At 28.2% G+C, this 26,251-nt stretch carries 20 protein-coding genes; 7 read left to right on the top strand and 13 right to left on the bottom strand.

The window, feature by feature from the left end:
- Positions 1 to 64: 64 nt before the first annotated feature.
- From eno to asnS, 13 genes are all read right to left on the bottom strand, one after another.
- Entirely contained in the window at positions 65 to 1,354 is a 1,290-nt protein-coding gene (gene eno, locus HR065_RS00790) for a phosphopyruvate hydratase (protein ID WP_178734023.1), read from the bottom strand.
- Between the two features lie 263 nt (positions 1,355 to 1,617).
- Positions 1,618 to 2,433, bottom strand: a complete 816-nt coding sequence (locus tag HR065_RS00785; RefSeq protein WP_178734022.1) for a YitT family protein — start codon at positions 2,431 to 2,433, stop codon at positions 1,618 to 1,620.
- Between the two features lie 47 nt (positions 2,434 to 2,480).
- Positions 2,481 to 5,753 (bottom strand): ATP-binding protein, encoded by a 3,273-nt coding sequence (locus tag HR065_RS00780; RefSeq protein ID WP_178734021.1) that lies wholly within the window; start codon positions 5,751 to 5,753, stop codon positions 2,481 to 2,483.
- Positions 5,737 to 6,372 (bottom strand): DUF4194 domain-containing protein, encoded by a 636-nt coding sequence (locus tag HR065_RS00775; RefSeq protein WP_178734020.1) that lies wholly within the window; start codon positions 6,370 to 6,372, stop codon positions 5,737 to 5,739. The genes HR065_RS00780 and HR065_RS00775 overlap by 17 nt, the downstream gene beginning before the upstream one ends.
- 174 nt (positions 6,373 to 6,546) lie before the next feature.
- Positions 6,547 to 7,335 (bottom strand): HAD family hydrolase, encoded by a 789-nt coding sequence (locus HR065_RS00770; protein WP_178734019.1) that lies wholly within the window; start codon positions 7,333 to 7,335, stop codon positions 6,547 to 6,549.
- Between the two features lie 275 nt (positions 7,336 to 7,610).
- Positions 7,611 to 9,536, bottom strand: coding sequence for a threonine--tRNA ligase (thrS, locus tag HR065_RS00765; protein ID WP_178734018.1), 1,926 nt, complete (start codon positions 9,534 to 9,536; stop codon positions 7,611 to 7,613).
- Between the two features lie 67 nt (positions 9,537 to 9,603).
- Complete coding sequence (gene mnmE, locus HR065_RS00760; RefSeq protein ID WP_178734017.1) at positions 9,604 to 10,974, bottom strand: tRNA uridine-5-carboxymethylaminomethyl(34) synthesis GTPase MnmE; 1,371 nt, start codon at positions 10,972 to 10,974, stop codon at positions 9,604 to 9,606.
- A 27-nt stretch (positions 10,975 to 11,001) separates the two neighbouring features.
- Positions 11,002 to 11,964 (bottom strand): DHH family phosphoesterase, encoded by a 963-nt coding sequence (locus tag HR065_RS00755; RefSeq protein WP_178734016.1) that lies wholly within the window; start codon positions 11,962 to 11,964, stop codon positions 11,002 to 11,004.
- 78 nt (positions 11,965 to 12,042) lie between these two features.
- Positions 12,043 to 13,599, bottom strand: coding sequence for an ABC transporter substrate-binding protein (locus tag HR065_RS00750; RefSeq protein WP_244948321.1), 1,557 nt, complete (start codon positions 13,597 to 13,599; stop codon positions 12,043 to 12,045).
- 37 nt (positions 13,600 to 13,636) lie between these two features.
- The gene (locus HR065_RS00745) at positions 13,637 to 14,551 is read right to left on the bottom strand and encodes a carbohydrate ABC transporter permease (RefSeq protein ID WP_178734014.1); all 915 of its coding nucleotides are present in this window, start codon (positions 14,549 to 14,551) and stop codon (positions 13,637 to 13,639) included.
- 32 nt (positions 14,552 to 14,583) lie between these two features.
- The gene (locus HR065_RS00740; protein ID WP_178734013.1) at positions 14,584 to 15,513 is read right to left on the bottom strand and encodes a carbohydrate ABC transporter permease; all 930 of its coding nucleotides are present in this window, start codon (positions 15,511 to 15,513) and stop codon (positions 14,584 to 14,586) included.
- Complete coding sequence (locus HR065_RS00735; RefSeq protein WP_178734012.1) at positions 15,514 to 16,608, bottom strand: ABC transporter ATP-binding protein; 1,095 nt, start codon at positions 16,606 to 16,608, stop codon at positions 15,514 to 15,516.
- Between the two features lie 47 nt (positions 16,609 to 16,655).
- Positions 16,656 to 18,050, bottom strand: coding sequence for an asparagine--tRNA ligase (gene asnS, locus HR065_RS00730; RefSeq protein ID WP_178734011.1), 1,395 nt, complete (start codon positions 18,048 to 18,050; stop codon positions 16,656 to 16,658).
- An 837-nt stretch (positions 18,051 to 18,887) separates the two neighbouring features.
- On the opposite strand from asnS, the gene HR065_RS00725 reads away from it, so the two are divergent.
- The 7 genes from HR065_RS00725 to HR065_RS00695 all read left to right on the top strand — a co-directional run bounded on the left by HR065_RS00725 (position 18,888) and on the right by HR065_RS00695 (position 26,203).
- On the top strand, positions 18,888 to 19,493 hold the full coding sequence (locus HR065_RS00725) for a DUF2963 domain-containing protein (protein ID WP_178734010.1): 606 nt from the start codon (positions 18,888 to 18,890) through the stop codon (positions 19,491 to 19,493).
- A 220-nt stretch (positions 19,494 to 19,713) separates the two neighbouring features.
- Complete coding sequence (locus tag HR065_RS00720; protein ID WP_178734009.1) at positions 19,714 to 20,712, top strand: hypothetical protein; 999 nt, start codon at positions 19,714 to 19,716, stop codon at positions 20,710 to 20,712.
- Between the two features lie 623 nt (positions 20,713 to 21,335).
- Positions 21,336 to 23,240 carry a DEAD/DEAH box helicase gene (locus tag HR065_RS00715; RefSeq protein WP_178734008.1) on the top strand — a complete coding sequence of 635 codons (1,905 nt, stop codon included), beginning with the start codon at positions 21,336 to 21,338 and terminating at the stop codon, positions 23,238 to 23,240.
- A complete protein-coding gene (plsX, locus tag HR065_RS00710) occupies positions 23,237 to 24,259 on the top strand; it encodes a phosphate acyltransferase PlsX (RefSeq protein ID WP_178734007.1) in 1,023 nt (340 codons plus the stop codon). Before HR065_RS00715 ends, plsX begins: the two co-directional genes overlap by 4 nt.
- Before the next feature lie 19 nt (positions 24,260 to 24,278).
- Positions 24,279 to 24,965: a ribonuclease III gene (gene rnc / locus HR065_RS00705; RefSeq protein WP_178734006.1), complete on the top strand. Its 687-nt coding sequence runs from the start codon at positions 24,279 to 24,281 to the stop codon at positions 24,963 to 24,965.
- Positions 24,958 to 25,575 carry a DnaD domain protein gene (locus HR065_RS00700; protein WP_178734005.1) on the top strand — a complete coding sequence of 206 codons (618 nt, stop codon included), beginning with the start codon at positions 24,958 to 24,960 and terminating at the stop codon, positions 25,573 to 25,575. The genes rnc and HR065_RS00700 overlap by 8 nt, the downstream gene beginning before the upstream one ends.
- A gap of 103 nt (positions 25,576 to 25,678) precedes the next feature.
- Complete coding sequence (locus HR065_RS00695) at positions 25,679 to 26,203, top strand: hypothetical protein (RefSeq protein WP_178734004.1); 525 nt, start codon at positions 25,679 to 25,681, stop codon at positions 26,201 to 26,203.
- Positions 26,204 to 26,251 lie beyond the last annotated feature (48 nt).

Raw genomic sequence — 26,251 nt, 5'->3', positions numbered from 1 at the left:
TCCCTCATTTTTCTTTCTTACTTCATAATGTTACTGAAAAAGAGCCATTATTGAGTAAAAATGATTATTTTTTTAAATTATAAAAAGCTTTTAATCCTAAATAAGGAGCATTTTGTAAGTTGTCTTCAATTCTTAATAATTGATTATATTTAGCGATACGGTCAGTTCTAGAACAAGAACCAGTTTTGATTTGACCTGCGTTAGTTGCAACAGCTAAATCAGCAATAGTAGTATCTTCAGTTTCTCCACTACGATGAGAAATAACAGCCGTAAAGGAAGCTTTTTTAGCCATTTCGATCGCTTCTAAAGTTTCGGTTAAAGTACCAATTTGGTTTAATTTAATCAAAATAGAATTAGCCGTTTTTTCTTCAATTCCTTGCGATAATCTTTCGACGTTAGTTACGAACAAATCATCACCAACTATTTGAACTTTGTGACCTAATTTGCTAGTTAATAATTTCCAACCATCCCAATCGTTTTGGTCTAAACCATCTTCAATTGATAAAATAGGGTATTTATTCACTAATTCTTCATAAAAAGCCACTAATTCAGCACTTGTGAAAGATTTGTTATTTTCAGAAGCTAAAACATATTTTTTCTGTTCTGCGTCATAAAATTCGGAAGCAGCAACGTCCATCCCTAAATAAATGTCTTCTCCTGGTTTATAACCAGCATTAGTAATAGCTTGTAAAATCATTTGTAAAGCTTCTTCGTTAGAAGATAAATCCGGAGCATATCCCCCTTCATCTCCTACTGTTGTAGGATAACCTTTTTGTTTTAACAGTTTGCCTAAATGATGAAAAACTTCAGTACCATATCTTAAAGCTTCTTTAAAAGTAGGAGCTCCCACAGGTAAAATCATAAATTCTTGAAAATCAACACTATTGGAAGCGTGCGCTCCACCGTTCATAATATTAATCATTGGTACCGGTAATTGTTTCGGTTGCACTCCACCTAAATATTCATAAAGTTCCAAATTTAAATATGAAGCAGCTGCTTTAGCAACAGCCAATGAAACGCCTAAAATAGCGTTAGCCCCTAATTTAGATTTATTCGGCGTACCATCAAGTTCAATCATCGCCTGATCGATAGCTTTTTGTTCTAAGACAGAGACATCCATTAAAGCAGGTTTGATAACTTTTACTACGTTTTCTACCGCTTGTAAAACACCTTTGCCTAAATATCTTTTTTCATCTTTGTCTCTTAATTCAACAGCTTCGTATAATCCAGTTGAAGCACCAGAAGGAACAATAGCTCTTCCTCTAACTTCAGATGTTTGCACTTCAACTTCTACAGTAGGATTTCCTCTAGAATCTAAAACTTCGCGAGCTAAAATATCAGTAATATATGGCATTATTTGTTTCTCCTTTTGTTATAAATCTTTTCAAATAATAAAATTCATGCAAAATAAAATGAATTCTTTAAAAATTTTTTATACAACAATACATTAAAATTGTATCAAAAAAAACCCATAAATATTACAACTATATTTCTTTTTTCTGCATTTTTTTATTTTTGGTCTAAAATAAGGCTTATTTATCAGGTTTAAGACATATAAAGAAAAAACCACTTCGAGAAGTGGTTGGTACAAAAGGACCTCTTTATGAGAAAGAATTTTTATTTAACCGAATTGCTTACTAAAGTGATCAAACTAATAGCAATAGTGAAAGTAATAATAGAAAAAACGTATTTAATCACAATATTCTTTTTAACATCTATTTTTCTAAAATAATCGATAGCGAAAGAAGCGACCAAAATAGAACCATCTATAATTAACAAAATCATAGGAAATTCGATGGTAACATATTTTTTTATAAAATTATGTAAAACTTTGAAAACAAAATCAGTTCCACCTGTAGAAGCTTCATTTCCGATCACTAAACCAGCCCCTATGCCGATAAAAACACCAATAATAACGGAAGATAAGGATAAACGGTAAAGAATGTTATTTTTAATCTTATCCGGGAATTTATTTAATAAAAACACTCTATCTATTCGCCAATATTCTAATATTTTAAACAAAATAGAAAACAAGGAAGCCACAAAAAGCGTTAATAAAAAAAACCATGTTGGATGAAAACATGCACCAAATAAAATAATAAAAATACGGAAAAACAAAATACCGTTATTACTACTGAACCAATGGTTTTGTTTTTTCTCCTTTGTTTTGTAAAAAAACACTTTATCTAAAAATAAGCAAAGCGCTTCTAGACCACCTATAATTAATTCTTGCGGTAAAATGAAAAAATAAATAGCAAAAACCATCAATAAGGAACCTAAAGTTAATTGACAAAAACGCGTGGGTTCAAAATGATGCTTGTCTACTGATAAATCTAATTTATCGAAATACATACATTTCGCAAAAGTGACTATTATAACAAACGCAATAAATATTAATGATTGAAAAGACGATTTTTTTAATTTTTGTTTCATTTGGGGATTCTTCTTTACTAATTAATTTATTTTCTTTAAAAAAATTTTTAAGCTAATTTAGTAAAACTTTCTACCATAACATGATTATTATCTTTGACGATAATTAAATTAGTCGTTACATAAGGGGAAATATCAGCAATCCTTTGAGGCGGAATAGCGATTAAAAATTGAATGTTTAATTGGTTGAAAAAATACATCATGGATTCAATTCTATTTTCATCCATATTATTAAAAGCTTCATCAAATAAAACTAAACAACCTTTATGAACGGTATTTTCACTTAATAATTGTTCAAAACAAATACCGATAATAATATAAAAAGGTACTTGAGTTTCTCCACCAGATTTTTCACGAAAAATTTTAGAAAATAAAGATATATTGCCGTAAATATCGTTAATTTGAATATCATAAGTTAAATAATTACGATAATCTAAAAATTCATAAGCGATCGCTTCATATCCTTCTTCAAAATAAATTATTTTTTGAAATAATTCGTCTAATAAAATATCTTTATAAGAGGAAGCATTCTCGGAAAATAAATTAATCTCTTGGGTGAAATTATCTTCTACAATCATGGAATAATATTTTTTATATTCAGGATCATCAGAAGCTTTGGTAATAATTTGATAACTATCATCACCGAAAGGTCTATTTTTTAAAAGTTCGTTTAATTTTTTAATTTGTTGTTTAGCGTTTTCAATACTTTCTTTGAGTTTATTCACGAATTCTTCTTTAAAAATAATTTCGGTTTTAGTGCTTAATTCTTTGGCTTCTTGTTCGTAAGTAATCAAATTTTTGGAGCTAATTAAATTATATTCTTGTACGAAATAATCAAAATATTCTAATTTTGCCTCAATAGTGGTGAGATGATAAGTCTCAATGTATAAATTCATATACTTCGTTAAATCAAGGTTTTGAGCGTGTTTTTGTTTCTCAATGTTTTTGACGTTATCTTGTATATGATGTAAAATATATTCATAATTGTTTTGGTAAGTAGTTAAATAATTTTGCAGCTGAACGGAAGCTTTTTCTAAATTCACTACTTCTTTTTGTTCTATAGCGTATAAATCATTTTGTAAATCCGTTAATTCTTTTTGAAGAAAAATTATTTTCTCTTCATACTTATTATACTTGTTTTTGCTTTCCACAATTTTTAATAAAACAAGATCTAATGATTCGTTCAGAATTTGTTTATCTTTTTTAATCTTTTTTAAATTATCTTCTATTTGTTCCACATTTTGTTGACTACGGAATTGTTCTATTTTCTGGTTAATAACAACTATTTCTTGCTCATTATCAGATAATTTTTTATAGACGGTAAATGGATCATTATTCACTAAAGAAAAGACTTTACTTTTTCTCATTAATTCAATAATACTTTTATTTTTCATAAAAATATTTTGTTTTTGGTTTAAATGGTCTTTTAAAGTATTAATTTCTGATAAAAGTATTTTTTTACGTATTTCTTTAGATTCGTTACCAATATAAGGAATTTGGTAACTTTTCGGATTTAATTGTTTCGCGGTATAACTACTATAAATCATCCCTTGAGGAGTAATCGCGGTTTTATGGTTTTTTAATTGAGTGACATCAGTTTCACAGATAATATGGGATAACAATAATTTAGCGTATTTTAAAGCATCTTTATGGTTACTAGTAATTTTATCCGCTAAACTCTGAGGATTATCAGCTACATCCGGTATTTTATCAACATTCACCAAACCAACGTCATAAATCTTTTCGCTAGCTTGAAATTTTTCATATATTTTTAAAGCTTGATCAAAATAACCCGCTTCCACGATTAAATTAAATTTTCGACTACCTAAAAAACCTTCGATAGAATTGCGCCATAATTCATCATTAATATCAATTAATTCACAAAAAGGATGAATATGGATTTCTTTTTTATAAAAAAGACTTAATTTTTCGTTTAATAAAGTTACTAGTTTTTTAACGTTCGGATTATATATTTTAGTGATATTATTCATGGCTTGAAAAGTGGAGTTTTTTTCAGTAATTTGTTGTTGCAAATGTTTGATATCTTTTTGCACATCATTTTGGGCGATATTAAAATTAAGAATTTCTTGGGATAAATAATCCGTCATCGCCAACATGGTTTTTTTCAATTCCGGATAAATATCCAATGGTTTTGGGGCAGTTAAAAAACGTGCTATTTCTTCGGCTGTTTGATGAATAATAGCGTCTGGTTGTAAACAATACAATTCTTGGAAGATTTTTTGTTCAGCTCGCAATCGCTCTTGAAAAAAATCTATTTGACTTTGCAAATCTTGACAAAAAGTTTGTTTTTGGGATAATTCTTTTTGTAAAGAATAAAATATTTGACTTAAATCACCTTGAGAACGGTTGTTTTGTAATTGTAACAAATGATTGTTTAAATTGTCAATAGAGGTATTGATATTCTGTTTTTCTTCTAATAAATGGTTAGTTTTCACAGCCTCTTGTTCTTTTTTAACCAACATGTTTTCTAAATGATTTTGGTTTTTCGCTATTAAAACTTTTTTCTCTACTAAAGAGTTAATTTTGATTTGTTCGTCTAAGAATTTAAATTTTTTTTCTGCATCAATAATAACGATTAATTGCTGTAATTTGTTTTTTTCTAATTCTATTTGAGATTCTATTTTTTTCAATTGGCGAACACTATTTTTTAAACTAGAAATATTGATCGGATTTTCTTCTAATAAAAAATCAAAAACAAAATTTTGCAAATTAAGCGGTTTAAACGCTAAAGCTTTGGGTAAAATTTCTAAATATTTAGTGACGTTAATATTTAAATATTTACCGACAGCTTGTTTATATTGCGTTTTGGTGTCAAAAAAACTAAAATCTGGCTTTTGTACTCGTAAATATTCCGCTAATTGTTTATGGTTTTTCGGTTTATGATTAGAAATAAAAAGTTCGCTTTTTAAGGCTATATTTTCATAAAGATAAAATCTTTCTTTTAAAACTCCTCTTTGAGGCAATTCCAAAACACAACCTAAAATAGTGGGTTCTTGAGTTTCCTCATCCACAAATTCTAACGCAATATGGGTAATAACGTCCCCATTCCTTAAAAACTCCTTATTTTCGGCACCTATCTTGCCTCTCATATAGCTTTCTAAAGAACGTTTAGCGTTCACATTAGCCGCTAAATTGAATTTAACATTTTTTCTCTCACCAATTAAAACGTATTGTAAAGCGTCTAATAAAGTTGATTTACCCGCTCCATTTTCGCCAGAAATTAAAGCATTCCCGGTTATTTCAATTGTTTGAGAAGAGAATAAATGCCAGTTTACTAATTGTATCTTAGTTAATTTTTTCATCTGGGTTTTCACTTTGTTTCAAAAGAAAGAGTTCTTGATAATGTTTAATCATCTCTATATCAATTAAATAAAGAATAGAAGGATAAATGGTAATGGTTAAATCATCAGATAAGTGATTGTTATGGTCCGAATAATCAATAATATTATATTGACGCAACATCGTTAAAGTTTTTTTAACTGTTTCTTTGTTGAATTTTTGTACTTCAGAATAACCAATATGTTTTAATTCCTTGAAAATATCCTGCAAAAACACTTCTATTTTAGTGTTAGAAGGTGTTGTTTCTTTTTTTTGTTGAAACAAGATACGAAAGATAAATAAAATCAAACTTTCTTCTTTTTTTAATTTTAATTTATTAAAATGATGTAAATTATGAATAAAAATAACTTCATCATGTTTTTTAATTTCTAACTCAAAATCTGCTAATTGGAAAAAAGAAGCAAAAAGCTCACGGTGTAATAAAATAAAACGATAATCATTAGCATCTGCCATTTTTTGCAGTGTTAAATAATTCACTTGAAATAGTTTATTAACGATACGCGAAAAAAGATCTTTTTCTTTCTCTTTTAATTGTTCAAATTTGGGGGAAAAAATATGTAATTCTTGTGTTTTTTTATCCATTAAAACCCTTTTAATTTAAAAAATTTGTTATTAATAAAAAAACAATAAATAAACATTTTTTCAAGCTTTATGGGGTTATTCTTTAATCCCTTTTTTGGATCAAAAAGAGAAGGAAACGCTTTATATAAAGTTAAAAGATGTTTAAAATTGTTTTTTCTAAAAAATAATGATATCTTATAAAATATGTTCTTCGTAAAAATCATACATTTTATCATCGTCTATATGGGGAGAAACAATATTAGCTGCTGCTTTTACTTTAGGATATAAACTATTTCCCATCGCAATACCGATATCAGCTGCTTCTAACATTTCAATATCGTTAGAACCGTCTCCCATACAAATTAATTGATGATCAGGATATTTGTCTTTAATTTTTTTAATTCCGTAGTATTTATTAACGCCTTTAACGGTTAAATCAATATGATTTTTCCATACGCAAATATTGAAATAATCTAGATCTTTAAATAAAGGGGCGAATTTGTCTTTATCCGCTCCAACCACGATTAAAAGATAAATTTTTTCTTTTAAGTAAAATTGGTTATCAATGGCAAAATCTAAAGTTTTCTGATATTCTTTGACTAATTCCATATCGTCTTTTTTTTCGTCAAAATATAAACCGGCATCGTTAATTCCTATACTAGCAGCCATCATTTGATAGTTTTGAATTCTTTTATGAACTTCTTCAATATGTTCTGTAGGAATAGGAGATTCGTCGATAATTTGACCATCAGAAATAGTTAAAGAACCGTTCATCAGAACAAAATATTTAAATAACGGTAATAATTCTTCAACAGCGTTTAAATTACGGTAATTTCTACCTGTTGCTATTCCTAAAATAGTATTAGGCATTTGAGATAATTTTAAAATTAATTTTTTGGTTTGTGGTAAAATGGCTTTTTTCTTATTACTATATAAAGTTTCATCGATATCAAAAAAAAATAATCTCTTTTTAATAGTTAACACCTCTTTTTCTTGTCTTAAATAAATATACCAATTACTTATTATTATATCAAAAAAAAGATCATTTGGCATAAAAAAGAAGAGATTAGAATATATAAAAAGCAAAGAAAGGGCCTTATTCTTGTGAAATTATTATTTTTTTATAAAGGGTTTATTTATTTTATTGAATAGGAGTCCAAATAATCAATCTCACTCAGCTTTTAATAAATCAACAATATTTACGAAACAAAAAAAAGAGACCATATGAGGTCTCTTTTTTATTTCTTTTTCAAAATAAATTATTTTTTTTGCTGAATTTTATCATTTAACATGGCAACAAATTCTTCCACAGAAACGTTATTTTGTTTATGATCGCCGTATTCTCGATAAGTCAAACGATTACTAGTTAACTCTTGATCACCAATAACGATTTGGAAAGGAATTTTGGCTTTTTGAGATTCTCTAATTTTATAACCTAAAGTAGCTTCTTTATTGTTAATTTCTACTCTTAAATTATGTTTCAATAAAATTTCTTGTATTTTTTTCGTATGTTCTAAATGCAATTGAGCGTTAACAGGTATTAAAACGACTTGTAAAGGAGCTAACCATAACGGGAAAACACCTTTATTTTGTTCAATTAAATAAGCTAAAAAGCGTTCTACTGTGGAAATAACCGCTCTATGGATCACGATAGGAGTATGTTCTTTGCTATCTTCGCCAATATAGGTTAAGTTAAATCTTTGTGGCAAAAGGAAATCTAATTGAATAGTGGATAAAGTTTCCTCATTGCCTAAAGCAGTTAAAACTTGAACATCTAATTTAGGACCATAAAAAGCAGCATCGCCTTTTTGTTCTTTATATTTAATGTTTAAACCGTTTAAAATTTCTTTTAAGATAGATTCAGATTTATGCCACATATTATCATCATCAAAATATTTATCTTTATTTTCGGGATCTCTAGTGCTTAAATTGAAAAAATAATCCGTAATATTAAAATCTTTATAAACTTCAAAAATTAAATGCATAATTTTCACGAATTCAGTTTTAATTTGTTCTTGAGTGATAAAGATATGAGCGTCATTTAAAGTCATTTCTCTTACCCTTTGTAAACCTGAAACCGCTCCAGAATGTTCGTACCTATGCATCATCCCTAATTCAGCGATTTTAAGAGGTAAATCTTTATAACTGCGTAATTGTTGTTTAAAAATCATCATATGATGAGGACAATTCATCGGTCTTAAAACCAGTTTTTCTTCTTTTTTTAATTCCATAATAGGGAACATATTATCTTTATAAAGTTCTAAATGCCCTGATTCTTCGTATAATTTAGTATTAGCTATAATAGGCGTATAAACGTGTTGATAACCATAAGATAATTCTTTATCCACAATATATCTTTCTAAAATACGACGTATAGTAGCTCCTTTAGGTAACCAAAAAGGCAAGCCTGCTCCTACTTCAGGAGATAACATAAAGTAATTCTGTTCTTTATTGATGTTTTTGTGGTCTCTTTGTTTTCTTTCTAATAATAAATTTAAATAATTTTTTAAATCTAGCCTGTTAAAGAAAGAAATACCATAAATTCTTGTTAAAGCTTTGTTTTTAACACTGCCTTGGAAATAGGAACCAGATGTTTTTAACAATTTAAAATGTTTGATAAATTTAGTATTAGTCAGGTGGATACCGCGACAAAGGTCAGTAAATTCGCCTTGAGTATAAATGCTCAAAGTAGGGTCTTTAATATTTTTTAATATGGTTTGTTTATAAATATTATCCGCAAATAACTTTTCTGCTTCTTCGTAACTAACTTCTTTTCTCACAATAGCCAATTTTTCTTGTGCAATAGTTTGCATCATTTTTTCGATTGTGGCAAAATCATTCTCCGAAACAACTGAATTTTGAAAATCGATATCATAATAAAAACCTTCTTTAATGGTTGGACCGACAACAAAAAGAGCTTCAGGATAAAGCCTTTTAATCGCTTGAGCCATTAAATGAGCGGTACTATGGTTTAAAATTTCCCAACTTTTTTCATGTTTTTCTGTCATGATTTCTAAAGTACCATCTTCTTCTAAAGGACGGTTCAATTCGATCGCTTTTTCGTTAAATAAAGCGGCTATTGGTTTGGTAGAAAAATTTAAATTTTGTTGTTGAATGATTTCAACAGGAGTAATTCCTTTGGAAAAAGATTCTATTACATCATTATTAAAACGTATTTTAATCATAAAGCTAAATCTAGTCCTTTCTTTTCTTCAATACTATAAATTATACATAAAAACCTGTTTAAAAGAACTATTTTCCTAAACAAAAATTAGAAAATAATTCATCCATTAAGGTTTCGTTAATATTGTTGCCTACAATAGTTCCTAAAGCTTCATAAGCTTCTTTTAAAGAAATAATATGAATATCTATCGGAATTTGTTGATCAATATCTATAATAACGTTTTTTAAAGCTTGTAAAGCCTTTTTCATTTGTTGGATATGTCTTGAATTAGATAAATAATTAAAGTTTTTTTCTTCAATCAGGTCTAATTGAAAAGTTTTTAAAATTTTATCTTTGAGGTGATTAATTCCCTCTTTAGTAACATTAGAAATTAAAACCATTTCTTCTTCTAAAAAAGAAGCATCCATTTTAGCAGGCAAATCAGCTTTACTACCGATTAAAATGCGTGGATGGTTTTTAGTCATTTCTAGCAATTCTTTATCTTCTTGATCTAAAGGACGACTTTGATCTAATAATAATAAAACCAATTCCGCCTCTTTTAAGAATTTTTTAGACAGTAAAACGCCCATTTTTTCTAAAGGATCATCAGTCTCTCTAATGCCTGCGGTATCAATTAAATTCAAAGAAACGCCTTTAATATTAACATGTACATCTAAAAAATCTCTAGTAGTTCCGGCAATATCTGAAACAATCGCTCTTTTTTCGTCTAAAATAGCGTTTAATAAACTAGATTTACCCACATTAGGTTTACCGATAATTAAAGTCTTAATCCCTTCTTTTAAAAAACGCGTTGTGACAGAATGATCTAAAATATCTTGCATACTGTTAATTAAACGATGAACTTCTGGTAAAATAATATCATTAGTCATCATTTGAATATCTTCATATTCAGGATAATCAATATTAACTTCAATTTTACCGATTAAGCTTAAAATGCCTTTACTGAGGTTTTCTATCAGTTCAGAGGTTTTTTTTTGCAAACCTAGATGCGACAATTTAACAGCATTTTCGTTTTGAGCATGAATTAAATCCATAATAGATTCTGCTTGGATTAAATCAATTTTACCGTTTAAAAAGGCTTTTTTACTAAACTCGCCCGGTTCGGCTATTCTAATGTTTAAGGATAAAATTCTTTCCAATAAAAGTTGAGTAATTAAAATGCCGCCATGTCCATGTACTTCTATAACATCCTCACCAGTGAAAGAATGAGGCTTTTTAAAAACCGATACTAAAACCTCATCTAAAATAGCGTTTTTATCGTCTAAAATATAGCCATGATGAATGGTATGAGAAGGAGCTTCTTTTAAGGTAAAATGTTTTTTAGGGCTTTTAAAAATTTGGTCTATACTTTCGATCGCTTTAGCGCCGCTGATTCTGATAATGCTGATTCCACCCGTTCCTAAAGGGGTGGAAATAGCAGCAATAGTTTCTTCGTACATGACTTCACCACTCTTTGTTTTATTTCTTTAATTTTCCGTACTTATGTTAACGGTTTCTTCTTGTTTAAACTCTTTGATAGATTGTTTTAATGATTTGATGATTTCATCAATATCATCTTGGGATTTCACAAAAGCACCACAAGCTCTTAAATGTCCGCCACCGCCAAATTTACTTACAATATGGCTAATTTTAGGACCGGTAGAACGGATACTTAATTTCCATTCTTTCCCAGGCATCTCTACGATAAAAGCCCACACAGGATAATCTGTTACATTACTATAAATATTAACGATAGAAAAAATTTCATTAATGCTAAAGTTAAATTTTTTAATGATTTCTTGTGAAATTTGAATATAAATTAAACCATCTTCGGCGATAAAATTTTCACAAATATAACCTTTTAATTTTAACATTTGTAAGCTTTGCATATTGATTTTTTTATCGATCTCAAAAGCGTTAAATTCAAATTGCAATAATTCTGAAGCCATTTGTAAAGTTTTATCGGTTACTCTATCGAAACGGAAATTACCGGTATCAGTTACCATTCCTACATACATCGGCATCGCGCCTTTAAGGCTTATTTTATAGTTGTGATATTCTTTAAAAGCATAAATCATTTCAGAGCAAGAAGCGAATTGAGGTTCTACCCATTGGTAATCGCCGTATTCTTCCACTAATAAATGGTGATCTATACGGATCACCATTTTACCTAATTTATATCTTTGATCGCTAATAATATTAGCGTTACCACAATCAACCACGATTGATAAAGCGCCTTGGTAAGTTTCATCTGTGATAACATCCATATCTCCTAAAAAAGCCATTTTAGGGTTAACCTCTCCCACAACATAAACCTTTTTATCGGGATAGTTTTCTTGAATAATATCTTTCAGACCTAGTTGAGCACCGTAACAATCTCCGTCCGGTCTTTTATGTCCGTGAATGATAATGGTATCAAAATTAATAATTTGTTGTTTAATAAAGTCCATGATGTCTATGAATACCTCTCTTTTTGTTGTTTTGTTTGTAATTAATAATCATTAATGATTAATTTTTTTTATATAAGCTTAATTAGTCGCTATTCTTTTGGCTGCTTGTTCGCATAAAGATTTGATTTCTTCATCCAATTGGTCGCCTGATATTTTTTGATCAATAGCCAATACATAAGTAAATAATTCGGTTAAAACGGTTCTTAAAAAAGTTGAATTAGGGAAAATAGGTGTTTCAAAAAACATTTTGCCTTCTTCTTTTTTATTATCATCTTTGTCTGTGTTTTTATTTTCATTGTCTGTTTTTTGATTTTCATAGGCGTATTTTAAAGAATCGAAATGAAGAGTGTCCGCTTTCACCTTTATTTTAGAATCCTTATCGCCTTTCATCTTCTTATCAACTTCTGTAAAAATATCTTCTCTTGTGATGTTTAAACCGCCTTTGGCGTTTAACAATTCAATAAGGTTGTCTTTAGAAGTTAAGGTTTTTAAAAATAACCAAGAAGCCACCATTTCATCTTTTTCAGAAGAATAAAACATATTGATATTAGCACCTTGCATCACGTTTTTATATGTTCCACTATATGTTCCACTTTTCATCAAAGGAATCTTTGACAAACCTACGTTTTTAATTTCACCTTCTTGAACTTTATGCACCATTCTTGTGGAAGAAATGAAAATGCTGCTTTTTTGTTGATAAAACATATCTAAAGCTTTTTGTTCACCGTTCATTTTAGAAGTTGTCATCAAACCTTTATTGTAAAATTCTTTTTTAAAATATTTGATGACTTTTTGAACGTCTGGTTGTTTTAAAAAATCTTTAGCCACTTCTGGGCTTTTTGGAAATTCGATTCCTGATTGTTGAAAAGCAGTGATCAATAAATTGGCTTCACTATCGACCACTATCGGAATAAAGCCGTTTGTCTTTTTTTCTAATTCTTTCATTTTTTCGGCAATAATTTTTAATTGTTCCCAAGTTAAGCCTTTTGATGAATCTCCTGCATAAATAACACCGTCTTTATCGATAACTTCTTCATTGTCAAGAGCTTTATTTAAAGCATCGCGGTGCGTTTTAAACATATCTTTATTATAGAAAAGTGTTTCAGTTGTTTTGCTAAAAGGGAAACTATAATAATGTTCTCCTCCATCATATGCTTCTTTTAAAGGATTTTTTTTCAAATAAGTTTTGTAAAATTGATCTTCAATTTTTTTATCTTCACCTTGCATAAAAATATCTAAAGGCACTACCTTATGAGATCTAGAAAAAAACTCCACATGATCCGGATAAGAAAAAACTAAATTAGGTTGTTTATTAACCGGCAATGCGTTAGCTACGCTTTTAGCGATATTACCCCAGTTTGATTTATTCACTTCTTTAATTTTAATGCTCGGATAAACCTTTTCAAATTTTTTAATAACTTCATCTAAAACCTCTTGTTCTTCTGGGTATAAATTATGCCAAAAAACAATTTCAACCTTTTTATCGGGATTCTTGAAATATGATTGTTGTTGTTCTGCATTTTGAAAGTTTTGCCCAACAAAATCTTTCAAATCATCATATTCTTTTTTATAAAATTCTTTATCCTTAGGCGAAGCGAACAAATTGGCAACATAAATCAATGTAAAGATTGACAAAAAAAATAAACCAATAAATAAACTATTTTTTTTAAAATTATCCTTTGATGCCACTTTTATTTTCCCCAGATATAATGTATTTTTTTGCTAAAATAAAAATTAATAATAATGGTAAATTAATTAAAACAGAAGCCGCCATTTGTACGTTTAACTTATCAATACCGCTTTCTCCGTCAAATGTTTTTCTTATCATATTAGTCAGCAATTCGCCTCCTATTAATTCTGGCCAAGAATAAGCATTCCAAGCCGCTACTGTTCTGAAAATAACAGTCACAATAATCGAAGATTTAGTGATAGGAATTAATATTTTCCAAAGGTATTCCCAATCGGTAGTACCATCTATTTTAGAAGTATAATACAACTCTTTAGGAACGCGTTGAAAAGCCTGCATAATTAAAAAGACGTGAACAACGTTAACTAAATAAGGTAATACCATAGCAAAAGTAACTCCTAAAGGAAAGGAAGCACCTTTACCGGTATCAATCATCCCTAATTTAGCCATAGTACGGAAATTGGTTAACACTAAGGTTTCGCTGGCAATCATCATCGCTATAAATAAAAGAGTGACAATAGTTTTTTTGAAAGGAAAATTCAAAATACTCAAAGCGAAAGCTGCTAAAACAGCGAATAAAGTTCCTAAAACGGTAGAAATAATAACCATCAATAAAGTGTTATAAAAATATTTCATAAAGTCAAAATTTTTTATTAAAAAAACTTCTCGATAATTTTCCCATTTCCAACCTTTAGGCAACATTAAAATGTTATTGTTGTCAATATCGGGTTTATCTTTGAAAGATGCGATAACCATCACATAAAAGGGGAAGGTTAAAAACAGAAGAACTGCAAACAAAAAACTAAATTTCATAATGGAAAAAAAATTAATTTTGTGCTTCAATTTGAATTTTTGTAGCTTTTCCCATGCGTTTTTAAAAAAAGATTTTATTTTACTCATTTTTTCTTTCTTCACTATCTACTTTCGATAATTTATTTTTTTCTTTTTTGCAATATAAAACTAATGGTCGTAAATAAAACGGAAAAAAACAATAATATAACAGCCGCTGCTGCACCTTTAGAATAAGAATCATAATTAGGACTATTAATTTGAGAATAAATATAACCCACAATAGTTTGAATTCTATAATCAGTGTTTTTACCGAATACTCCGACAACAGATTCATATTCTTTCATGATCGTCAATAATTCAATAATAAATTGATAAAAAAGCACGGGAGCCAACAAAGGTAACACTATTTTAGTGAAAATACGCCATTTGGAAGCTCCATCAATTTTAGCTGCATCATAATAAGATTTATTAATATCTTGTAAAGCCAATACGAAAACAAAAATTTTAAAAGGTAGTCTGTACCATACGTTATAAAAAATAATAACAAACATTTTATTCGTATAAGGAGCAGAAATATTAATCCAATTTTTAGGCTCCACCCCAAAAAGACCTAAAAAATTATTAAATAAACCTTCTGGCTTTTCAATAGAAGGGACGGTATTGTGGTAAAAAAAGGAACTAAAAATCATACCCATAATAACTGTATTAGCCAACAATGGTAAAAAGAAAAAAGTTTTAAAAAGATCTTTTAAATAACGATTATAAACACTATTTAAAGCCAAAGCAATAGCTAAAGCAAAGTTTAAAGAAATAGGAACCGCGACAAGAACCAAAACTAAAGTATTTCTAAGAGAGTGATGAAACTCCACATCTTTAAGAACTTTGCCATAATTATCGAAAGTTAATAATTTCGTAGGACTAAAAGAATCGCTAAATTTTTGGTAATTACCGTTAAAAGATATAATGATATTTTTGATTAAAGGATAAAAAGAAAATAGAGTTAAAGCGATTAAAGTAGGAGCTAAATAAAACCAATGTTTATTTTGTTTGTGACCTGCGATTTCTAACATTTATAAAATCCTACTACCATCATTTTTATCAAAAACAAAACATCTATGTTCCATAATGTTAAAACGAACGGTGGTTTTATTAATATTAGCGAAATTCAATTCTTTTTGTTTATAAGTAGGAATGATAATTTGAAAAATTTTATGCAAAGATTCTGGTTTTTTAGCCAATAAAACGGTTTCTCTGCCGAGACTTTCAATCGCTATTCCTTGAACTTCAAAAACACCTTTTTCATCTAAGATATAACCTTCTGGTCTGATAGCTACATGAACTTCTTTTTTTTGTCCTTTTAATTCTGGTTTATTAAAAAGCACGGTATTACCGACTTTAACCTCACCATTATCTATAGTACCGTTAAAAATATTAATATGAGGAATGCCTAAGAAAGAGGCTACAAATAAATTAGCAGGATTGTTATAAATTTCTCTAGGAACATCCGTTTGTTGAATATAACCTTTATTCATCACATATATTTTATCACTCATATACATCGCTTCTTCTTGATCGTGCGTAACAAAAACAGCAGTAATTTTGGTCTTTTTCTGTATTCTTCTGATTTCGTCTCTCATTTTAAAGCGTAATCTAGTGTCTAAATTGGATAAAGGCTCATCTAATAAAAGCACTTTAGGGTTTTTAACCAAAGCACGAGCGATCGCGACTCTTTGTTGTTGGCCACCAGAAAGTTCGCCGGGTTTTTTATCTAAATATTCTTCTACAGAGGTTAAAACTGCTATTCTGTCCACTTCTTCTTGTATTTTTTCTTTAGGCATTTTTAAATTTTGCAAAGGAAACATAATATTTTGTTTCACTGTCATATGTGGGTATAAGGAATAATTTTGAAAGACCAAACCTACTCCTCTTTTTTCAGGAGGAAGATGGGTCACATTTTGATCTCCGAAAAAAATTTCCCCTTCGTTCACTTTTAAAAGTCCAGCAATCATATAAAGAATAGTGGATTTACCACAACCAGAAGGTCCTAAAAGGCTCACTAATTCGCCTTTTTTAATTTCTAAATTTAAGTCCTTAATTGCATAAGTTTGTTTTTTAGTTTGTTGATTTGTAAAAATTTTGGAAACATTTTTCATTATAATTCCCATGATCGTTTTATATTAGTATCCTTTTTTTGATTTTGTTTTTATTAAAGTTAAAAAGAAATATTATTCGGTACTCTTGGAAAAGCGATGACATCTCGAACATTGTCTAAACCAGTTAAATAAAGCATTAGTCTTTCAAAACCTAAGCCGAAACCAGAATGAACGCATGTGCCGAAACGACGTAGATCTAAATACCATTCTAAGTCTTGTTGAGAAATATTAAAAGCTTTTATTTTAGCTTGTAAAACTTCTAAGTTTTCTTCTCTTTGTGAACCGCCAATTAATTCGCCTACTTTAGGGACTAAAAGATCCATAGCAGCCACTGTTTTATTATCAGGATTATTTTTCATGTAAAAAGCTTTAATTTCTTTAGGCCAATTAATCACAAAAACAGGCGCTTTAAAAACCGTATCTGTTAAATATTTTTCATGTTCTGTGGCTAAATCTCCACCATAAAAAGGTTTTTGTTCAAAATTTACTTCACTTTTTAATAAAAGATTAATTGCTTCTTCGTACGTTATTTGGGGAAATTTTTCCAAATTAGCTATAGCGGTTAATCTTTGAATTAAACCGTTTTCGACGTTTTGATCTAAAAATTCAAAATCTTTTCGACTCTTTTCTAAAGAATAAGAAATCACGCTTTGGAGCATTTTTTGAGCCATTTTGATATTCTGTCCTAAATCATAAAAAGCCATTTCTGGCTCTACCATCCAAAATTCAGACATATGACGTTGAGTATGAGAATTTTCCGCTCTAAAAGTAGGGGAAAAAGTATAAACTTTACTAAAAGCGGTCGCGAAAGCTTCAGCTTCTAATTGACCCGTTACAGTTAAATAAGCCGGTTGTCCGAAAAAATCTTGTTTATAATCAATTTGTTTATTAGCATTTAAAGGGATTTTATTTAAATCCAAGGTCGTCACTTGAAATAATTGACCTGCTCCTTCGCCATCACTACCAGTTAAGATCGGTGTATGCACGTTAATAAAGCCTTCTTGTTGAAAAAAATGATGAATAGCCATAGAAACTGTGTTACGAAGGCGAAAAACTACCCCAAAAAGATTAGTTCTTAATCTGAGATGAGCCACTGTGCGCAAAAACTCTTTAGAATGTTTTTTAGGTTGAATAGGATAATCAGAAGAACTATTGCCTAAAATATGTACTTGAGAAGCTAACAATTCAAAAGGTTTTTTAGCTTGCGGAGTAGCGACTAAAACGCCTTCCACTTTAACAGCCGTTCCTATCGTCAAATAATCTTTAAGCGCGTTTAAGTCGATTCCTTCAGATTCTTTTAAAACTATTTGTAAATCGTCTACATAAGTGCCATCATTTAAATCGATAAAAACAAATTTTTTTTGAAAACGACCGTTTTTTAGCCAACCATTAATGGCGATCTTTTTATTTAAATAAAGAGCGTAATCGGTATAAATATCTTTAACAGAACACATTTTTTTAGCTCCCACCAATAAAATAATTATTAATATTTTAAAAATTTTTTTAATTCTTTGTCAGAATCTTAACAAAATCATCAAATCATATTTTTTTATTCAAATCAAATTATAATGTTTCCATGGAAAAGAATCATTTTATCAATAATTATTAAAATAAGGCATAAATAGATAAAAAAGAAAATCAAACTAAAAAAAAGATAAAAGTTTTCGTTCATGCAAAATATAAGATAAATACGTTATTTTATCGGTCTTAAGGTTTTAAAAACTAATATTATAATAAGATTTCATTAACTACCTATTTAAGAGTTTTAATAATCATTAAAAATTAGGAAAAATTTAAAAACTTTTTTACAAACAAATAAATATAATTCACTTAAATTATAAGTTATTTTATATACAATTGTCAAGTTATTTTTAACGAATTAACTTAACAAATGATTGTTGAGCTTATCATAGAGAAAATAAATACATCTTGTTCTTGTCATAATGAAAGAAATTAGGTCATTAATCTATGTACAGAGAAATGCATAAATCAACCTTATTGCCTGCATTTTATGATTTTTTTTATGTTCTTAAATTTTGTGTTTTTTTAAAAGTTTTATTTTTGTCCTCAAACTATTGCAAAAAAAACGTATAATAGAGACATAAAATAAAAAAGTAAATTATTTTTAAACATACATCAAGAATCTATTAATTATGCTTTTAATAAATAACAATTAAAGAAAGAAAAACAGGCAAGAAAAGATGAAACTCAAAGAATTGGTAAAAAATAAAAAATGCATTATAACCGCTATAGTGTCTTCCATATTGATTTTATGTTTTATTTTAGGGTTAATGATGTTTTATCAGACGCCCCGAAAATTAACTTCTAAAACGCATCAATGGGGTAACCAAAAATATGAAAATGAAGATGATTATAAAGAAGATTTAAAAAAATGGCAAAATCAATGTTATATTAAACCAGGAGAATATAAAGGTAGAGACATCAAAAACATATTGTATAGAGAGGACCTAATCCTTTACGATAGCGAAGGAAATACCCATCAATACGAATATAAAAAAGGTTTTATCAATGATGAATGGTTTTTGGATAATATCAATTTAGGTACTTCCATGGTTTTAAAAGATTTTCAATGGCAATTAGACTATTTAGACACTACTCCTCCGCCAACTAAACCTGAAAAGATGAATGTTTCAGATAAAAATACTCTTCCCAACAATTCTTACCAACCACCTATCAAAATATTTAAAGGGTTCTTCGGTCTTTTTTATGAAACGGAATTTAATCCTAATAACGGTAAAATGATCAAAAAAACTTACTATAATATCCAAGATAAACAAAGAAATAGGGTGGAAGAATACGACCCTGAAAACGAAAAATTAACGAGAACTATTTACTATAATTCTGATAGTTCAATTGAAGAAACTATTCATCGTTAAAGAATGTTTTTCTCCACTTTAAGACCTTATTTGAATAAGGTCTTTTTTTTATTAGCTATTCGTTAACCAATAAAATGGGAGGTACGTTTTAAGATAAAATTATATCTATTTTTCGAAAAATCCGTTGGAACTTATTAAAAGTTTTGTTGTTGTAGAAAAATTATAAAAAATCAAAAAAAAGAGTATAATGGAAGTAATATAAAAAGAAAGAGAAGCAAAAATGAAAAAAAATAATAAATTATTGCAAAACAATAAAGCACTTATTTTAATTTTAACAATATTTTTGTTCTTTAGTTTTTTTGGAGTGTCAGCTTTTAATTCTCTTAAATCAGAAGAAAAAATCAATTTAGCTGACAAAAAAACAAGATATGACAATCTAGAAAATACAATCAAATCACAAGAACAATATGATAAAAATGTACCAAAAGAGTCTGACAAAATATCAAAAGATGATGACACTTCGGAAAAAAAAGTTTATTACAGTCATTTTCCGTCATCCCATAACGAAGGAACATCTGACAATAAAGAACATGTTTTAAAAGATGCGCAAGATGATGCATCATCCGAAAGAAAAGATGGCAATGATGAGGAGCCAATTCGCAAAGAAAATAACACGTTGGAAAAACAATTTAATTACAGTCGTTTTCCGACAACTGATAACGATGGAACACTTCAAAATCAAGAACATGATCTAACAGATGAACAAGGCAATAAATTAATCACAGAAACGGACAACAATAATTGCAAGAAAATTCGCAAATTAAACAAATTAAATAAGTTAATTGAAATTGTTCTTTACCATCCAAATAATAAAATAAAAACTATCACTTATTATAACTCAGACGATACAATTCGCTCGATTGAAGAATATAATGAACAAGAAGAAAAGATAAAAGAAACTTATAAGCGTGAAGATGGAAAGAATGACAATATTACAGAATATAAAATTTTACAAAATGAAAAAATTTATACTAAATTCTATCCTGACGGTTCCACAATTTGGTTTCAGTCCAATTATAAAGACGATATTCTTCTCAACAATTCTTTTTTTTACCCTAAAAAACAACTATTTGAAAAAAAATACGATAACCAAACAACACAAGAAAGAGCTTCTCAAATAACTTTTTATAAAAAGGATGGCGAAAATACAGAGGATAAGAAAATTGACTCTATCATAGATTATAAAAATAATACTTTAACTACATATAACGTTGGATAAAACGGTAGTGCAAAGATTGATTATATCACCTCTTTAAACGGCGACAAAAAACCTATCAAAAGCGAATTCAAAAATGAACAACAACAAAAAAAAAAAAAAAAAACATATAATCCTGAAACAGGCGAATTAACAATAGAAACAGTTTACAATGAAAACCGCTCAAAAGATTTTATAATAACACCTTAATGAAAAATTAAGGTGTTATTTTTCTATATTATGGTAAAATAAAAATTTAATAACGATTTACAGACAATTATCGCATTAAAAGATAATAAATTTATGGTATCTTTACTTCTTCTATATTGAACTTTTCTATTTTACACTTCTTTCAATAAACAAAATATTTTTTTTAAAAAAACAAAAAACCATTAGACCGCAATTATTTGAAATATGTTATAATTAAGAAGATGAATAATATTTTAAGCATAATATCCATATTATTTTTAAAATATTATTCAATATAAAAAAGATTTAATAATGTGGTACTAATTTTTTAATGTTATTAAAATAGTGTTAATTACCTGATCTTGATTAGTTAGAAAGATATCGCCATATTGGTTGTTTTTACCCAACAAAGACATAATAAAAATCAGATTTAAAGGTATATTTGAGGTTTTTCCAAAATGAATTCTAATTTAAACCAAATGTTTGTAAAATCTAATTTATACCCTAAATTAGTTCAAAATGATATCAACACTTTAAAAGAATTGATTTTTTATAAACCTAAAAAATATCAAAACTTCCTTTTATCTAATATTAACCAAGTGATGGATAAAGAAATCATTAATGTTATAGGAAAAATTGTTAGCGAACCTCTTGTATCTAAAGATGATTCTGATAAAAAAAGACTTCATTTTCAAATCTTAATCCATGATGATGTAGTTTTGGATGTGGTTCTTTTTAATAAATTTTATTTAACCAATTTCTTAAAGATAAATAAAAATGTTTTTATTAAAGGTAAATATAATTTATATAATAAAAGTATTACTGCTTCGTTAATTTCTTTTGATTTAAAAAACAAAAATAAAATAAAGCCTGTTTATGGTATTAAAAATATTACTGATCGTTCTATCACCACTTTTTTAAAAAGTATTTTTAATAAACCACAATTAAAAATCAAAGAAAATTTAAGTCCTCTTTTTTTAAAAACATATAATTTAATTGATAGAAAAGAAGCTTTAATGAATCTTCATTTGCCCAAAAGTCAACAATTACTGCATAAAACTTTAAAACGTTTTAAACATGAAGAAGCCCTAAATATAGCACAAAAATTATTTGAAGAAAAAAAGAAACTTCCTTTTAAAAAACCTTTAAATTATGATAATCATTATATTAAAACAATGATGCAAAAAATTCCTTTTTCTTTAACTGATAACCAAAAACAAATAGTCAAAGATATTTACAGTGATTTAAAACAGAATTATCCCACTAAAAGGTTAATTCAAGGTGATGTTGGTTCGGGCAAAACGATTACTGTTTTTTTAGCCGCTATTGCGGTTATTAGTGCCAAAAAACAAGTTTTAATGATGGCTCCAACCGAAATTTTAGCTAAACAACATTATTTAAATTTTACGAAATTATTTCCTGAAATTAAGACTATTTTTATCACTTCTAAAAGTAAAAAGAAAAAAACCTTACAAAAAGCTATTGCTAAGAATGAATATCAAATGGTTATTGGTACTCATTTGTTAGCAAATACGGCATTTAATGATTTAGGATTGATCATCATTGATGAGACTCATAAGTTCGGGACTGATGTGAAAGATAAAACTTCCTTTCAAAATCTTCAAGCAGATGTTTTATATTTAACAGCGACCCCCATTCCTAAAACTTTAGCAGTTATGTATTTTGGTTTATTAAAAACTTCTTTATTAACCGAACCTCCTTATGCTAAAAAAAGCATTATTACTGCAAGATTTCCTTTTGAAGAGATGGTTCCTTTATTGAGGGAAAATCAAGCTAAAAACGAACAAACTTATATAGTAGTTCCGGCTATTAAACAAAATGCTAAAAAATTCAATATTGAAACCATAACTTCTTTTTTAGAAGAAGAACAAATTCAACATCTTTATGTTTTACATGGTAAAAAAAATAACCAAGAACAAGAAGAAATTATGGCGGATTTTGTGAAAAATCCTCAAGGTATTTTGTTAGCTACTACTATTATTGAAGTAGGAATTGATGTTCCTAACGCAACAACCATTGTTATTTTAGGGGCCGATCATTTTGGTTTAAGTCAATTACACCAATTAAGAGGAAGAGTAGGGCGGAATGAAAAACAAAATTATTGTTTTTTAGTCCCTGAAAATCCAGCAGATAACCAACGTTTAAATATTTTAGAACAAGAAAGTAATGGTTTTAAATTAAGCGAATTTGATTTAAAAAATAGAGGTCCTGGTGATTTTGTAGGTAAAAAACAAAGTGGTTATTTAAAATATCATTTTTTAAATGTAGCAACAGATTTTAAAATTATTTCTCAAGTACAAAAAGATTTTGAAAATTTAGAAAATAAAAAGAGGTTATTATGATTAAAATAGCAGTCGACGCTATGGGAGGCGATTTCGCTCCCGATTCTATTATCAAAGGTAGTTTAAAAGCGTTATCCGAAGAAAAAGATTTATATCTTTATTTATATGGCGATGAACCACAAATTCAAAAATTTTTAAAAAAACATATTTCTTCTGAATTACCTGAATCTTTACAAGAAAGATTAAGCATTATCCACACCCCTCATTATTTAGATATGGGCGTTAAAAACATTAGAGAAGAAATTAGAGATAATTCGCAACATTCTATGTTTTTAGCTTTACAAGCGGCTAAAAATAAGGAAGTAGACGGCGTTGTTTCTGCTGGCCCTACACAAGCTTTAATTTTAGCCAGTTATTTAATTATCGGCACTATTCAACCTATGAAAAGAATCGCTTTAGCTATCATTTTCCCTTCTTTAGATGGTAGAACAAGAATTTTATTAGATGCTGGGGCTAATATTGAAATTAAAGCTGAAAATCTATTATTATTCGCTATTGCCGCTTCTATTGTGGCTCAAGAATTATTCAATATTGAAACTCCTATTGTGAAAATGTTAAATATTGGTTCAGAACCGCACAAAGGGAGAAATTTAGAAATGGAGACCTTTGATTTATTAGAAAAAACTCCTCATGTTTTATTCAAAGGCAACGAAGAACCGCAAAATATTTTATACTCTGAGGCGGATGTTTTATTGAGTGACGGTTTCACCTCCAATATGATCGTTAAAACATATAAAGGTGCTTTTGGCATCTTAATGAAAAACGTCAAAAACGTTTTAACAGAAAATTGGTTCAAAAAAATTATTAGTAAATTACTTTTTCAAAAAAAGCTTCAAAACATTAAAAAAAAATTAGATAGCAAAGAAATTGGAGGAGCGATGATTTTAGGTTTAAACAAAATTGTTGTTAAAGCTCAAGGAAACTCCGATTATTATTCTTTTTATAACGCTATTTTAAAAGCGAAAAAATTAATAGAAAAAGATTTTTTAACAAAACTTTCTCAAAAAATAAAAAATTGAGATCACATAAGGAAACATTATGTCTATTAAACAGTTATTTAAACGATTAAATATCAAGCCCAAAAATATTTCTTTATATATTAACGCTTTAACGCATAGTTCGTACGCTAATGAGAATAACGCCAAACACAATAATAACGAAAGATTAGAGTTTTTAGGCGATTCGGTCATTAATTTCTTCATGGCGAGTTATTTATATAAAAAAAATAAAGACGATGAAGGAGTTATGACTAAAAAAAGAGCTCAAGCAGTTTGTGTAGATTCTTTATTGATTTACGCTGAAGAAATTCAATTAAAAAAATATATTTATTTAGGCAAAGGAGAGAAAAAAAGATCCGTTCATAATTATTCTATTGTGGCGGATGCTTTTGAGGCTTTATTTGGCGCTATTTATTTAGATTTAGGGTTTGAACAAGCACAAAAAACCTTTTATCACGTTGTTTTACCTTGTTTAAATAAAATCATTAATATTATTGATTTTAAAACTCAACTACAAGAATTAGTCCAAACAAGAAAACAAAATATCACTTATAAAATCATTTCTGAAAAAGGTTTAGCTCATGAAAAGGAATTTGTATCAGAAGTCTATTTAGGCAAAGAATGGTTAGGAAAAGGGAATGGTAAAACCAAAAAAGCAGCCGAACAACAAGCTGCTAAAAAGGCTTTAACCAAAGTTTCTAAAGGAGGCATTTTAAAAAATGATTAAAATTTTATACGAAGAAGGTTTTTTAAATATAGAAAAAATTTTAATCCGTGAATTTAAAAAACTCCATTTAGACATACAAGAATTAAGTGTTTTACTTTGTTTATTTGATTCTTATGAAAAAAAAATCTTTTCGTCCTCTTTTTTAGCTAAAAAAGCGAATCTTTCTAAAAACGAACTAGAATCTATTTTAGAAAGATTAAGACAAAAAAATTTTTTTTCCATCCTACAAGATAAAAAAGATAATAAAATTATAGAAATCTTTAATTTAGATAATACTTTTGTTAAAATACAACAATTATATAAAGAAAAAGAAGCTAAAAGTACTGAAAAAAAACAAAAAAACAATATTTCTGAAACTATTGAAAATTTAGAAACTTTAAAAGGCCGTCTCTTAACTGGGAACGAATTAGAAATCGTGAAAAGTTGGTATTTAGAACAGAATTATACCCACGATAATATTACCCAAATAATCGTTCAAGCGGGTTTAAATAAAAAAGATTCTCTCAATTATATCGAAAGAATTTTAAGCCAAACAAATCATGTAAAACTAGAAAATGACGATAAAGCGGATCAAATACTACATAAAATTTTTAAACAGATTAAAAAATAATGTATTATTATAACTTTATATAAAAAAATATGTTATAATTAAAATCGGTATTGGATCTTTATTGAAGATTTAATAATGAAAAAAAAGGAGATAATAAAATATTATGGCAGCAATGGATAAGCAAAATAAACAAAGTTATTTAAAAACTAAGAATGGTAAAATAGTTCTTGGTGTTGTTAGTGCAGTTGTAGTACTTTTAGTAGGGGTTGGTGCTTACTTATTAATGAGAACTACACCAACTAAAGCAGTTAACAATTTACAAACTAAGTTAGTTGATAAATGGGACGAAGTAGTTACTAACCCAGTAAACGCAGCTAACGGAAAAACAGAAGTTAAAGAAAAAGCTACAGGATTGAAAAAAGTTGTTTCAACGTTAAATTCATATGCAAAAACTATGGAAGATTTAACTAAAGACGCAAACAAACCTAAAGATGACACTAAAAAAGCAGCTTATGAAAGAGCTCAAGCAGCAGTTAAATTATTAGTAGATGCTTTAAAACCAGCTGTAGATGAAAAAGGCAACGACCAAGCAGCAGTTGACAAAATGAACACAGCTTTAAGAGCAGTTTCAAAAGATCAATACAAAACAGCAGTTGACGAAGTTAAAACAGCTTACGAAATTAAATAATAATTTTTTTAAAAAAAATTAATATTTTTTAAATACACAATAAAAAAA

The organism is Candidatus Phytoplasma pruni (assembly GCF_013391955.1).
GTDB lineage: Bacteria > Bacillota_I > Bacilli_A > Acholeplasmatales > Acholeplasmataceae > Phytoplasma.
The sequence above is the reverse complement of the archived record's forward strand: the minus strand, read 5'-3'. Positions and strand labels throughout refer to the sequence as shown.

Coding starts and splice junctions, on each gene's coding strand:
- HR065_RS00725 (WP_178734010.1), top strand. CDS start 18,888: ATGATGTTTTATCAGACGCCCCGAAAATTAACTTCTAAAACGCATCAA.
- HR065_RS00740 (WP_178734013.1), bottom strand. CDS start 15,513: ATGTTAGAAATCGCAGGTCACAAACAAAATAAACATTGGTTTTATTTA.
- eno (WP_178734023.1), bottom strand. CDS start 1,354: ATGCCATATATTACTGATATTTTAGCTCGCGAAGTTTTAGATTCTAGA.
- mnmE (WP_178734017.1), bottom strand. CDS start 10,974: ATGTACGAAGAAACTATTGCTGCTATTTCCACCCCTTTAGGAACGGGT.
- HR065_RS00780 (WP_178734021.1), bottom strand. CDS start 5,753: ATGAAAAAATTAACTAAGATACAATTAGTAAACTGGCATTTATTCTCT.
- HR065_RS00695 (WP_178734004.1), top strand. CDS start 25,679: ATGGCAGCAATGGATAAGCAAAATAAACAAAGTTATTTAAAAACTAAG.
- plsX (WP_178734007.1), top strand. CDS start 23,237: ATGATTAAAATAGCAGTCGACGCTATGGGAGGCGATTTCGCTCCCGAT.
- HR065_RS00700 (WP_178734005.1), top strand. CDS start 24,958: ATGATTAAAATTTTATACGAAGAAGGTTTTTTAAATATAGAAAAAATT.
- HR065_RS00720 (WP_178734009.1), top strand. CDS start 19,714: ATGAAAAAAAATAATAAATTATTGCAAAACAATAAAGCACTTATTTTA.
- asnS (WP_178734011.1), bottom strand. CDS start 18,050: ATGTGTTCTGTTAAAGATATTTATACCGATTACGCTCTTTATTTAAAT.
- HR065_RS00715 (WP_178734008.1), top strand. CDS start 21,336: ATGAATTCTAATTTAAACCAAATGTTTGTAAAATCTAATTTATACCCT.
- thrS (WP_178734018.1), bottom strand. CDS start 9,536: ATGATTAAAATACGTTTTAATAATGATGTAATAGAATCTTTTTCCAAA.
- HR065_RS00775 (WP_178734020.1), bottom strand. CDS start 6,372: ATGGATAAAAAAACACAAGAATTACATATTTTTTCCCCCAAATTTGAA.
- HR065_RS00735 (WP_178734012.1), bottom strand. CDS start 16,608: ATGGGAATTATAATGAAAAATGTTTCCAAAATTTTTACAAATCAACAA.
- HR065_RS00755 (WP_178734016.1), bottom strand. CDS start 11,964: ATGGACTTTATTAAACAACAAATTATTAATTTTGATACCATTATCATT.
- HR065_RS00745 (WP_178734014.1), bottom strand. CDS start 14,551: ATGAGTAAAATAAAATCTTTTTTTAAAAACGCATGGGAAAAGCTACAA.
- HR065_RS00785 (WP_178734022.1), bottom strand. CDS start 2,433: ATGAAACAAAAATTAAAAAAATCGTCTTTTCAATCATTAATATTTATT.
- rnc (WP_178734006.1), top strand. CDS start 24,279: ATGTCTATTAAACAGTTATTTAAACGATTAAATATCAAGCCCAAAAAT.